The sequence below is a fragment of the Flavobacterium sp. genome (assembly GCF_035292545.1).
Taxonomy (GTDB): Bacteria; Bacteroidota; Bacteroidia; order Flavobacteriales; family Flavobacteriaceae; genus Flavobacterium.
This window is the reverse complement of sequence record NZ_DATDPV010000054.1, coordinates 1-13,442: the sequence shown is the minus strand read 5'-3', so window position 1 is coordinate 13,442 and position 13,442 is coordinate 1. Positions and strand designations below refer to the sequence as shown.

The following is a 13,442-nucleotide window of genomic DNA, read 5'->3' as shown; positions in this document are numbered from 1 at the left end:
TCACCCTTTGTGTCCTTGTTTTATTTGCCTCGACAAGACAATATGCGCAACATCATTCTGAAATGATTGTTGAAGTAAATTCGGAGAAAAAAACATTGAATATTCAGCAGGAAATTACTTTTTTCAATCAATCGGAAGATACTTTGACTTCGATTGTTTTGAATGACTGGAACCATGCCTATTCCTCAAAAACGACTGCTTTGGCCAAACGTTTTTCTGATGAATTTTACAGGGGATTTCATTTAGCCAAGGAAGAAGAACGCGGCAATACCAGCTTTTTGACTATTATTGACCCTGCTAAACTTTTTCTTTCGTGGGAAAGGCCTAAAGAAAATTCAGATTTTATATCGGTACAATTAAGAGATAAATTAGCTCCATACCAGAAAATCACTTTACATCTTACCTATACCGTCAAAATAGCCAGCGATAAATTTACCAAATATGGGTATAACGACAAAGGTACAATGAACCTGAAATACTGGTACCTGGCACCTGCCCGTTATGAAAATCATGCTTTTATTCAATACAATAATAACAATCTGGATGATATTGCCAATGCGGTTTCTAATTTTGATATTGAACTAAAAGTACCTCAAAATTTACAAGTAACATCTGATTTAAACAGTGAAAATGCTACACAAAGCGGAGCCTTTTCAATCTATAAATTATCGGGGAAAAACCGAATAGATTTCAGTCTGTTTATAGAATCTAAAACCAGTTTTTACAGTTTTAAAAATAATGACGTAGCAGTTGTCATAAATCTTAAAGACAATAAGATTAATGAAGTTCAAAAAGCAATTGTAATAGAGCGCGTGGTGGGTTTTGTCAATGATCTGATTGGGAAATATCCGCATGAAAAAATCACGGTTTCACAAACCGATTATGAGCGAAATCCTTTTTATGGATTGAATCAATTGCCTTCTTTCATTAGTCCGTTTACCGATGAATTTGTTTATGAGATTAAATTTCTGAAAACCTATCTGAACAATTACCTGAAAAACAGTCTGCGTTTAGATCCAAGGAAAGACAACTGGATTTATGATGGAATTCAGGTCTATGCAATGATGAAATATATAGACGAAAACCATCCGGACAGTAAGATGCTGGGCAGTTTGTCTACTTTTCTGTTATTAAAAAGTTATAATTTAGCAAATATAAATTTCAATGAGCAATACAGCTATTTTTACATGCTTATGGCTCGAAAAAATTTGGATCAGCCAATTGGAGATCCAAAAAATACCTTGATAAAATTTAACGAGCAAATTGCCAGTAAATACCGTTCCGGTTTGAGTTTTAGATATCTGGATAATTACCTGGAAAACAATTCGGTTAGCAATAGTATTCGCCAATTTTATGTTCAAAATAAAGAAAAACAAGTTTCCCGAAATGATTTTGAAACTATATTAAAATCCAATACAAGCAAAGATATTGATTGGTTTTTTAATACCATTATCGATTCTCGGGACATCATTGATTATAAATTTTCTACGGTTTCAAAAACAAAAGACAGCATTACTTTTTCATTAAAAAATAAAACAGGTGTTTCGGTTCCAATGCCGGTTTATGGAATTAAAAAAGGACAAGTTGTTTTTAAAAAATGGCTAGATACTGAAACTATGGACAGCATATATACTTTAGAAAGAAAAGATGCTGACAAAATTGTTTTGAACTACAAAAATGAAGTTCCCGAATACAATTTAAGAAACAACTGGAAGTCTTTAAAAAGTTTTTATCCTAACAATCGTCCCATAAAATTCAATTTCATGAAGGATTTGGAAGATCCTTATTACAATCAAATTTTATATGTTCCAACTTTGACCTATAATTTATATGATGGTTTATCTCCTGGTTTGAGATTGCATAACAAAACCCTTTTGGATAAACCTTTTACTTTTGAATTAAACCCTGCTTATTCAACAAATGCGAAGACTTTTTCGGGGTCGGCTTCTTTTGCAGTAAATCAAAACAACAGAAATTCAACCTTATATAATATTAGATATGCTCTTAGCGGTTCCTATTTTCATTATGCTGCGGATGCGACTTATTTAAAAATAAATCCATCCGTTATATTACGAATTCGGGAAGAAAACTTTAGAGACAATAGAAAACAAATGATTCTCTTTCGTCAAGTATTGGTTAATAGAGAAAAAAGCAATTTGATTATTGATAATTCTACCGAAAATTATTCGGTTTTTAATGCTAAATATTTCAACACAAGGACTGAAGTTACCAATCATTTCAATTTTATGACTGATATTCAAGTGGCGGGTAAATTTGGAAAAGTGTCCGCTGAAATTGGGTATAGAAAATTATTTGAAGACAATCGCCAAGTGAATTTGCGATTGTATGCGGGAAGTTTTATATACAACAATACCAATTCCGATTTTTTTAGTTTTGCTTTAGACAGACCTACAGATTACCTTTTTGATTATGGTTATTATGGTAGATCCGAAAGTACGGGTTTGTATAGCCAACAGTATATTTTGGCTGATGGTGGATTCAAATCAAAGCTAAGCACACCTTATGCAAACCAATGGATTACAACTTTAAACGGAAGTTTTAATATCTGGAGCTGGATAGAAGTTTATGGAGATGTGGGTTTTCTGAAAAACAAAAATCAAAGCGAAAAATTTGTGTACGATAGCGGCATACGCCTGAATCTGGTTACTAATTATTTTGAACTGTATTTTCCGGTGTATTCGAATAATGGATGGGAAATCGCTCAAAAAAATTATAATGAAAAAATACGATTTGTAATTACTTTGGAGCCTAAAACATTACTCAATCTTTTTACACGAAAATGGTTTTAAGTGGTACAAAACCTTGATTAGTTATAAACTATTTTTATGTTACGTTTAATTTTATTGAATATTTCGCAATTAATAAGTATTTAAACCCTAATTAATTATCAATAATTAAATTATATTTTATTCAAAGCATTATGAAAATAGATAGTTTTTATTTATTTTTGTTTTCAAATTGCAATTAAATCCATTATGACACAAGCAGAAACAAAATCCCTTTCTTTTGAAGATTTCAAAATCGAAGTGCTTAACGATTATAAAGTTGCCACCGTTAGCCGGGAATGTAGTTTATTGGGAAGACGTGAAGTATTGACCGGTAAAGCGAAGTTTGGTATTTTTGGTGATGGAAAAGAAGTGCCGCAATTGGCATTGGCAAAAGCTTTTAAAAACGGAGATTTCCGTTCGGGATATTATCGGGATCAAACTTTTATGATGGCGATTGGTGAAATGACAATCCAACAATTTTTTGCCGGTTTGTATGGTCATACTGATTTGGCTCATGATCCAATGAGTGCCGGACGTCAAATGGGCGGACACTTTGCAACCCATTCGCTGGACGAAAAGGGCAATTGGAAAAACCTGACACAACAAAAAAATTCGAGTGCCGATATCTCTCCTACTGGTGGGCAAATGCCCCGTTTATTAGGATTGGCTCAAGCCTCAAAAATATACAGAAAAGTATCCGGAATAAACCAAACTAATTTTTCTGAAAAAGGAAATGAAGTCGCTTGGGGAACAATTGGAAATGCTTCTACTTCAGAAGGGTTGTTTTTTGAAACTATCAATGCTGCCGGAGTACTTCAGGTACCAATGGTCATGAGCGTTTGGGACGATGAATACGGAATTTCGGTGCATGCAAGACATCAGACTACAAAAGAAAATATCTCGGAAATCCTGAAAGGTTTTCAACGTGACGAAGATAATAAAGGATATGAAATTTTAAGAGTCAAAGGTTGGGATTATCCGGCTTTAGTAGACACTTATCAAAAAGCTTCGGCTATTGCACGTGAAGAACACGTTCCGGTTTTAATTCATGTTCAGGAACTAACACAACCGCAAGGGCATTCGACTTCGGGTTCGCACGAACGTTATAAAAATTCAGACCGTTTGGTTTGGGAAGTTGAATTTGATTGTTTGATAAAAATGCGTCAATGGGTAATCGAAAACAATATTGCTTCCTCAGAAGATCTTGACGCCATTGATTCGCAAGCCAAAAAAGATGTTCTTGAAGGTAAAAAAGCGGCTTGGACTGCTTTTGTTTCGCCAGTAAAAGAAGAACAACTAGAATTGGTTGCTTTATTAAACTCAATTGCAAATACAAGTTCGAATAAAGTTTTTATCGAAAAATACGCTACTGATTTAGCTGCTATAAAAGAACCGATTCGTAAAGATCTCTTAACAACAGCACGTAAGATTTTGCGTTTAATTGTAAAAGAAAACGGTAAAAATGAACTTGCTTCATGGATTACGAATTATACCAATAAAATTCAACCGAAATTCAGTTCTCATTTATTTTCACAATCAGATTCAAATGTATTTTCTGTTAAGGAAGTCCTGCCAATATATGATGCCACTGCAGAAGATGTCGATGCTCGTTTGGTATTGCGTGACAACTTTGACGCCATATTTACTAAATATCCAGAATCGTTAATTTTTGGAGAAGATGCCGGAAACATTGGTGATGTAAACCAAGGTTTAGAGGGTATGCAAGAGAAATACGGGGAATTACGAGTGGCCGATGTCGGTATTCGTGAAGCCACTATTTTAGGTCAGGGAATTGGAATGGCCATGCGTGGTTTAAGGCCAATTGCTGAGATTCAATATTTGGATTACCTTTTATATGCCATCCAAATTATGAGCGACGATTTGGCTACCTTACAATACAGAACTGCTGGTCGCCAGAAGGCACCGCTAATTATACGTACCCGCGGACACCGTTTAGAAGGTATTTGGCACTCAGGTTCCCCAATGGGAATGATTATCAATGCAATTCGTGGAATTCATGTTTTGGTACCGAGAAATATGACTAAAGCTGCAGGATTTTATAATACTTTATTAGAAACCGATGAACCTGCTTTAGTTATTGAATGTTTAAATGGATATAGACTAAAAGAAAAAATGCCAACCAATTTAGGGGAATTCAAAACACCTATCGGAGTGATTGAAACCCTTAAAGAAGGAAAAGATATTACGTTAGTTTCTTATGGTTCAACGTTGCGTTTGGTAGAACAAGCCGCAAAAGAATTATTAGAAGTAGGCATCGATGCTGAAATTATTGATATTCAATCGTTGTTGCCATTCGATGTCAATCATGATATCGTGAAATCATTAGCAAAAACCAATCGATTGTTAGTTATAGACGAGGATGTTCCAGGCGGAGCTTCTGCTTTTATTTTACAGCAAATTATCGATGAGCAAAAAGGATATTTAGTTTTAGATAGCCAACCGGAAACATTGGCCGCAAAAGCACATCGTCCTGCTTATGGTACGGATGGTGATTATTTCTCGAAACCATCAATAGAAGATATTTATGAAAAAGTGTACGCTATGATGCATGAAGCAAACCCGGCACAATATCCGAGTTTGTATTAAAAATCTATAAATCATTAAAAAGCCAGATAAAATTCATTTTTTGTCTGGCTTTTTTTATGACCCAAAAAAAGCAACTGATTTAGTATGAGCCGAAAGATTATTTCATTAAATTTACAGTAATACTTTATACTTAAGTATTTGCCCCTTCAATCTTTATTTATTTATTTTACCCACTAATCGTTATCCCGTTGCTCATCTTGAGAAAAATTGTGATACACTTGGTTGATTATATTCTTATTTTTTATTTCCTAAAATGAGGTGAATTAAATAATTATAAATTTATGATGCTTTCTGAAATTATAATACAGCGAATAAAAAAAGAAGGACCGATTTCATTTCGCGATTTCATGGAAATGTCTTTGTATTATCCAGAATTGGGATACTATACTTCTAAAAAAGATAAGATAGGAGTAAATGGCGATTTTTATACCAGCTCAAATCTCACCTCGGCATTTGGCGCCATGATTGCACGACAATTGGAAGAAATGTGGAATCTATTGGGTCAAAATCCATTTACAATTGTTGAGTATGGTGCGGGAACAGGTTCACTTTGTCATGATGTTCTTGATTATCTTAAAAACAACGGGAAATTATACGAAAAGCTAAAGTATTGCATTATTGAAAAAAGCCCGACCATGCGGGAAATAGAAAAAACACATTTGCACGAAAAGGTAAGTTGGTATGATTCGATTCAGGATATTCCTGAAATTAACGGTTGCATAATATCGAATGAGTTGGTGGATAACTTTTCTGTACATCAAGTTGTGATGGACGACGAATTGATGGAGGTTTTCGTGGATTATAAAAATGGATTTATCGAATTATTGAAGCCAGCCGGAAAAGCACTTACCGATTATATGTCAGAACTGAATGTGGCATTACCGAAAGGATTTCAAACAGAAATAAATCTTGAAGCAATCGAATGGATCAAAGAAATTGCGGCATCCTTAAAAAAAGGATACATCATGACAATAGATTATGGTTATACTTCTTCCGAGTTATACAGCAATCGCAGGAGTTGTGGCACCATCGTTTGCTATAATAAACATAGAATAAATGATTATCCCTATCGTGATATAGGAGAACAAGATATTACAACACATGTGAATTTTTCCGCATTATGCCATTGGGGTTTAAAAAATGGAATGGAATGTTGTGGTTTTACAGACCAGGCTCATTTTCTGCTTGCTCTCGGATTTAAAGATTATCATAAAATACCAGAAGAAAAAGGACAAAACATTGCCAGTTTAGCCCTGAAAGAAGCTTTTCTAACCCATACGCTTCTTATGGATATGGGAAGTAAATATAAAGTGCTCATCCAACAGAAAGGGATTCCAAAACTGGAACTTTCAGGACTGAAGTTTTCCTAGTTTAGCATTGGTTATAAAATGCTTAAATTATTTATTTCTTTAACTGTCAGTAAATTGAATGTTTTTAAAAAATGTTAAAATCAATTTTAGAAATTTAATGATAAAATCAAAATTATTTTTTTTATTACAATAAAAATTATAAATTGTGAGTTAAATCATTAACCAAATATAAATAAAATGAAAAAAGCAGCATTGTTTTTAGGAATACTATCTATTATGACAATTGTTTCCTGCAAGAAAAAAGAGGAAACTATTCCACCACCTCCACCTCCAACTATAGAAACTCCTGCCCCTCCAGCTGAACCAGTTTCGGAAGATGGAACCTCAATAAAAGTAAGCACAGATGGTTTAGATGTTAGTACCAAAGACGGAGCAACGAAAACTGATGTTAATGTCTCGAATGGGGATGCCTCAGTTGAAATCAAAAAATAGAAATAGTCTGCTTCTTAATTCACATCTTAAAGCCAACATAAAAATTATGTTGGCTTTTTTATTTTAATTAAAATATATAAAACTTACCCGTCTTTTTAAACAATCATAAATTTTAAAGCTACTTAAAAGAAACACGACATTACAGAAGCGTGAATTATGTAATTCTTTTCTGAAATTATATAATGATTTCCGACTATATAATGCCCACCTTTGTTTGATAATATTCAACACTAAAAGTAGAAAAAATGAAAGTAAAAAAACTATTAACATCTTTTGCAATAGCATCCATTATCTTATTTGCTGGTTGTGTAAACGATGATTTCGAAGAAACGGTTGGGGTATGCCCGATTGTTATATCAACAGATCCTGCCAATGGTGATGTAGCTGTGCCTTTAGACCAAATAATTACAGCGACTTTTAATGAAGAGATGAATCCTGCAACAATTACAGAGTCATCTTTTACTTTACAAGATGCAAACGGATTAATTGGCGGAACAGTTACCTATTCTGGTACAACCGCTATTTTTACACCAAATGCAAATCTTACTCCTAGCACTACGTATACTGGTGTAATTAAAACATCGGTTAAAGATTTATTGGGTAATGCTTTACAAGAAAATTATGTGTGGACCTTTAGTACAGGAGCAACCATTAGACCTATGGTAGCTACTACTGATCCTTTTGACACTGAAACAGGCGTTTTCCTTAACAAAATTGTTAGCGCGACCTTCAACATGCCTATGGATCCAGCGACTATTAACGATGTAACCTTTACAATAATGCAAGGTACTACATCAGTTGCAGGAATTGTTACATACAGCGGAACAACAGCTTATTTTACTCCTACTGTTCTTTTCGCACCTAATACCATTTATACAGCAACCATTACAACCGGTGCTAAAAATTTATCTGGTACATCAATAGCTGCTAATTATGTTTGGAACTTTACTACTGGAGCTATAATAGCACCTACAGTAATTTCTACTGATCCTATTAGCAATGCTACAGGTGTAAATATTGATAAAACAATTACTGCTACATTTGATATGCCAATGGATCCGTTAACTATCAATGATATTACATTTACCTTAAAACAAGGAACCACTCTTATATCAGGAGTAGTAACTTATCTAGGTTCAACAGCATCATTTAATCCTGCAAATGATTTATTGCCAAATACCACCTATACAGCTACCATTACAACAGGAGCTGAAAATTTGGCTGGTGTTGCTTTAGCAAATAATTATATATGGAATTTTAGTACTGCACCGCCAGTAACAACGGTAGTTTTAGGAAGTGCATCTATTTTCGGAGCTTTTGGAGGAAATGCAGGGATAACTAATCAGGGATTATTTACTGTAATCAATAATGGAAGTATCGCTACAACTGCAGCTTCAACTTTAGTTACAGGATTCCGTGATGGAATAACTGGTGATGTTTATACAGTAACACCATTAAATGATGGTCTTGTGAATGGTAGAATCTATGCAGCTCCACCTTTACCTGGAAATGCTACTTCAGCTGCAATTGCTACTCAGGGTTTAATTGATGCTAATAATGCTTACAATAGTATTTCTCCAGCTTCAAGACCGGGTGGTACTGATCCAGGTGCCGGTGAACTAGGTGGATTAACATTACCTCCAGGGGTTTACAAATCCGCAAGTGGTACTTTTAATATCTCAAATGGCAATCTTACTTTAGATGCACAGGGTAACCCGAATGCAGAATGGATTTTCCAAACAGCAGCCGGACTTACAGTAGGTGTTGCAGGACCAGGAGGAGCACGTAGCATCAATATGATAAATGGAGCTTCAGCTGCTAATGTATACTGGCATGTTGGTAGTGCAGCAGTTATTAACTACGCAGGTGGTGGAGTAATGGTAGGAACTATTATTGCAACTGCCGGAGTAACTTTATCTTCTCCTGCAAATAGCACCAATACTACTGTTCAAACAGTATTAAATGGTAGAGCGATTTCTCTCGTAGCTTCTGTTACTATGGTAAACACAATCATTAACGTACCTAATTAAGCGTCAGCTTAATAGTTAAGTAATAAAATCCCGTCGAAGGGCGGGATTTATTCAAATAAAAGGAAACAATAAAATTATATTTTAAAAATATGAAATCTAAAACTAATTCAAAAAAGGAATCCCGTATGACGTGGGCCCCTAACCTGACTATCAAAAGCCTTGTGATAAGTGCTTTGGTTCTGACAGGTATCCAAGCGCCACTTCAGGCACAGGAGATTCAATATGCAAAACCTTCATGGTACTTTGGTGTAGCTGCTGGTTCAAACTTCAATTTCTTCCGCGGTTCTACACATCAATTAAATGCCGAATTTACTCCTCCTGCTACTTTCCATAATGGGAATCAAGGTGTCGGTTTTTATGGCGCACCGCTTATAGAATATCGTCCTGCTAATTCAGTTTGGGGAGTAATGTTACAGGCTGGGTATGACAGTCGCAGAGGCGAGTTCATCGAAGAAACTACTGCTTGTAACTGTCCGGCTGATTTAAAAACCAACCTTAGTTATATTACAATAGAACCAAGCTTACGTATAGCACCATTCAAATCAGGTTTTTATTTATATGGTGGTCCACGTTTGGCTTTCAACTTAGATAAAGAATTCACTTACCAACTGGGTACCAATCCAAACTTTCCAAATCAGGAACCTAGTCCTGATGTAAGAGGTGAATTTAGTGATGTAAAAGAAACCATTATTTCGATGCAAATCGGAGCTGGATATGATATTCCTATTTCTTCAAAGTTAAAACAAACCCAATTCGTATTGTCTCCATTTATTGCTTTCCACCCTTATTTTGGTCAAAATCCACGTTCAACAGAAACTTGGAATATCACTACTGTAAGAGCTGGGTTTGCACTTAAATTTGGTAGAGGAAGTAGAATAGAAGTTGCCGGATCAACAAATGCGCAATCTCAATTTTCGGTAAATTCTCCAACAAATATTCCAAATGACCGCAGAGTGAGCGAAATATTCCCACTTCGTAATTATATATTCTTTGACGAAGGTTCTAATGCAATTCCTACCCGTTATGAGTTACTTAGAAAAGATCAGGTTAAAGACTTTAAAGAAGATCAATTGAAAGTTTCTTCTCCAGAAAATCTGTCTGGTCGTTCTAAAAGACAAATGATTGTTTACTATAATGTATTAAACATTCTTGGTGATCGTATGCAAAAAAATCCATCTGCAACTATTACGCTGGTAGGTTCTTCTCAAAAAGGTCCTGAAGATGGTCGTGCAATGGCACAATCAATCAAAACCTATTTAGTAGATGTATTTGCAATTACTGCTTCAAGAATAGCTATTGAAGGTCGTACGAAACCAAGTATCCCGTCAGAACAACCAGGTGGAACACAAGATCTTGAGTTGCTTCGTCAAGGAGACCGTAGAGTTTCTATCGAAAGTAATTCACCAGATTTGTTAATGGAATTCCAAAGTGGTCCAAATGCACCATTGAAACCAGTGGTAATTTCTGCTCCACAAGTAGCACCAGTTGAAAGTTATGTTACTTTCAATAATGTTGGAGCAAAACAAGCTTTCACTTCTTGGAAATTAGAACTAAAAGATGAAAAAGGTAAAGTTCAAACTTTTGGACCTTATACAGAAGATTCAATAAGCATCCCTGGTAATTTAATTTTAGGTAGCCGCCCTCATGGTGACTATATGGCTAAAATGATCGGTACTGCAAAAGATGGTACGCTATCAGAAAAAGAAGCTCCAATGCACGTGACACTTTGGACTCCAGCAAAAGTTGAGGAAGGAATTCGTTATACTATCATTTATGAATTTAATGAATCGAAAGCTATCAGTATTTATGAAAAATATCTTACTGAAATTGTAACACCAAAGATTCCTGTTGGGGCAACAGTTATAATTAAAGGGCATACAGACATTATTGGAGATGAAGCCCATAATCAAGATTTGTCATTAGCACGTGCAAACGATGTTAAGACTATCATTGAAAGTGCTTTATCAAAAACCGGAAGAACCGATGTTAAATTTCAAATAAATGGATTTGGTGAGAATCAAAACTCAGCTCCGTTTGCAAACAAATTTCCAGAGGAACGTTTCTATAACAGAACAGTTATCATTGATATCATTCCAACTAAATAAGTTTGTTATAAACTAGAATAAGAATACCTATTTTGGTATTTTACAAAAAGGACAGGGACTCAAAACCCTGTCCTTTTTTGTTTTAAAATAGTTTATCTTGAAATATGTTGAATCCATATTTGACTTATATCATAACGACCGAGTCCATTTTATTTTTATTCAATAGCAAAAAACAAAAAATCATCCCGATTAAAGTTGGGATGATTTTTATTTATAAAGTTCTCGTAAAAAATCCTTACTCTTTTATCAGTCTGACTACTTTTCGAACAATCCCTTGATTGATAATCACAACGTAAGCACCTGCGGGCAATTCTTCTCCAAAAGTGATGGGTTGTTCATCATTTTTTTCAATTTGTTCCACTATTCTGCCCAATACATCATAAACTGCTATTGTAACTTTTTCGTTGCTGTCGCTTTCTATTGCTAAAGTAAACTGATTTTTGGCAGGGTTTGGAAATACCTGTACATTAAACAGATTCGTTTTTACTGGTACTTCGAGTTCAACTTTTGCGGCTGAATTCTTCTTCACTTCATGAATTACGATTGAACCGCCGCCAAGTGGTGCATTTGCATCTGCATTCTCTGCAAAGTTTATCTGATTATCATAAACAACAGCGTTTCCTATAGACTTATCCCATATTTTAATACGGAATTTGTCTGCTCCTCCTCCACCGGTAATTTGTCCATCAATTGCAGAAACCATGAAACCATAATTGCCAGCACCATTTACTGTACCTGTCCCTCTATAGGTTGCTTTGGCACCTGAGATAACGAGTGTACCTGATTCAAGGAAATTACTCTTGAAATTGAAATCGCCTGCTTTAAACTGGAATTCAGTATTACCATCAACTTGATTGTTGCCTTTTTTGTATTTCGCTACGAAACCAAAATTAGCTTTACCCGTCAATGAAGTATCTATTAAGTAAGCACCTACAGGAGACATTATCCAGCCACCCCCTGTTACAAAGCCGCCATTAGGATCATATACAGATAAGTAGGCTGTTGATGTTGAACATCCAGATCCTGCAACTGCATTCACCTGATATAGTCCCAAAGGCAATAATGATGAAGGTACATTAAGATTCGCAACCCCATCTACTCCTGAAACTGTGGAGGTAGTGGTAGTTTCTTGATAAACCAGGACACCCGAACCATTAATTACTGTAAATGTTACAGAAACCCCATTAATTGAAATTAAACCATCTTTAACAGTTGCACTTAAAGAAGCGGAATTACCTAGCTGAACTGGATTACTACTCGAACTCGCATCAATAGTTACTCCTTTAATCTCAAATGTATTTGTTCCGCCAAGAGTTAAGGTATAGTTGGTTCCTGCACTCAAACTTCCAAGTGTATATCCATATGTAGTACCTACACCATTTCCGATAGCTCTTCCTAAACTTCCGCTGTATGAGTTTCCTAATTGCAATGCTTCACTGGCTGTGTAAATAAAAGTTGGATCGGCTTGTCCGCAATATTTGAATTGACCTGAGTTAGCAGTAATAGTGATAGGACGCTCACCAATGGCATTATTAACAGTTCCATTGGTTGCATTATAATTGTTGTTTCCTGAAAAACTCCAGGCATCTCCATTATAAGTTGCAGCATTGGTATGTGTGGTGCCGCTCACTGTCATTAAACTAGTAAGGTCTACTGGTGAAGTTTCCACACCAATCGCCGTGAAAGTTGATGTATGGGCGTTGCCATCATAAGTCACACTGTAAGGAGTAACAGCAATTACTGCCGCCGCTTTTCCGATGGTAAAGTCTTCACTGTCTGAACTTGATAAATAGTTAGCCGTCTCTGCATAAGTATAACTAGCGGTAGCTGTTCCGGCATTGATGTTGTTTGCATAATCAGCAGCTGGAGTTTCATTCAAACCTCCTGCGCCTGTTACACTAACGGTAGCTGGGGTTTGTGCTGAACCGGTATAAGCAAATGGACCGGCTGCGATAGTAACCACAGTTGTAGTGGCTGCTTTTCCGATGGTAAAGTCTTCACTGTCTGAACTTGATAAATAGTTAGCCGTCTCTGCATAAGTATAACTAGCGGTAGCTGTTCCGGCATTGATGTTGTTTGCATAATCAGCAGCTGGAGTTTCATTCAAAC

General features: G+C 35.6%; 7 protein-coding genes. 6 read left to right on the top strand and 1 reads right to left on the bottom strand.

Annotated features, from left to right (window positions below):
* The first annotated feature begins 62 nt into the window (after positions 1-62).
* The 6 genes from VI621_RS08890 (at position 63) to VI621_RS08865 (ending at position 11,333) form a co-directional block, all read left to right on the top strand.
* Complete coding sequence (locus VI621_RS08890) at positions 63-2,810, top strand: aminopeptidase (protein ID WP_324218045.1); 2,748 nt, start codon at positions 63-65, stop codon at positions 2,808-2,810.
* 186 nt (positions 2,811-2,996) lie between these two features.
* Positions 2,997-5,396, top strand: a complete 2,400-nt coding sequence (locus tag VI621_RS08885) for an alpha-ketoacid dehydrogenase subunit alpha/beta (protein ID WP_324218028.1) — start codon at positions 2,997-2,999, stop codon at positions 5,394-5,396.
* Positions 5,397-5,677: 281 nt separating this feature from the next.
* A complete protein-coding gene (locus tag VI621_RS08880) occupies positions 5,678-6,766 on the top strand; it encodes a class I SAM-dependent methyltransferase (RefSeq protein ID WP_324218027.1) in 1,089 nt (362 codons plus the stop codon).
* Between the two features lie 177 nt (positions 6,767-6,943).
* Positions 6,944-7,198, top strand: coding sequence for a hypothetical protein (locus tag VI621_RS08875; protein WP_324218026.1), 255 nt, complete (start codon positions 6,944-6,946; stop codon positions 7,196-7,198).
* Positions 7,199-7,443: 245 nt separating this feature from the next.
* On the top strand, positions 7,444-9,228 hold the full coding sequence (locus VI621_RS08870) for an Ig-like domain-containing protein (RefSeq protein ID WP_324218025.1): 1,785 nt from the start codon (positions 7,444-7,446) through the stop codon (positions 9,226-9,228).
* An 89-nt stretch (positions 9,229-9,317) separates the two neighbouring features.
* Entirely contained in the window at positions 9,318-11,333 is a 2,016-nt protein-coding gene (locus VI621_RS08865; protein WP_324218024.1) for an outer membrane beta-barrel protein, read from the top strand.
* A gap of 235 nt (positions 11,334-11,568) precedes the next feature.
* Here the strand turns inward: VI621_RS08865 and VI621_RS08860 are convergent.
* A partial coding sequence (locus VI621_RS08860) for a T9SS type A sorting domain-containing protein (protein ID WP_324218023.1) occupies positions 11,569-13,442 on the bottom strand: 1,874 nt, incomplete at its 5' end.

Excerpts from the sequence above, each read along its gene's own strand:
- VI621_RS08870 (WP_324218025.1), top strand. The coding sequence starts at position 7,444 with ATGAAAGTAAAAAAACTATTAACATCTTTTGCAATAGCATCCATTATC.
- VI621_RS08865 (WP_324218024.1), top strand. The coding sequence starts at position 9,318 with ATGAAATCTAAAACTAATTCAAAAAAGGAATCCCGTATGACGTGGGCC.
- VI621_RS08890 (WP_324218045.1), top strand. The coding sequence starts at position 63 with ATGATTGTTGAAGTAAATTCGGAGAAAAAAACATTGAATATTCAGCAG.
- VI621_RS08885 (WP_324218028.1), top strand. The coding sequence starts at position 2,997 with ATGACACAAGCAGAAACAAAATCCCTTTCTTTTGAAGATTTCAAAATC.
- VI621_RS08875 (WP_324218026.1), top strand. The coding sequence starts at position 6,944 with ATGAAAAAAGCAGCATTGTTTTTAGGAATACTATCTATTATGACAATT.
- VI621_RS08880 (WP_324218027.1), top strand. The coding sequence starts at position 5,678 with ATGATGCTTTCTGAAATTATAATACAGCGAATAAAAAAAGAAGGACCG.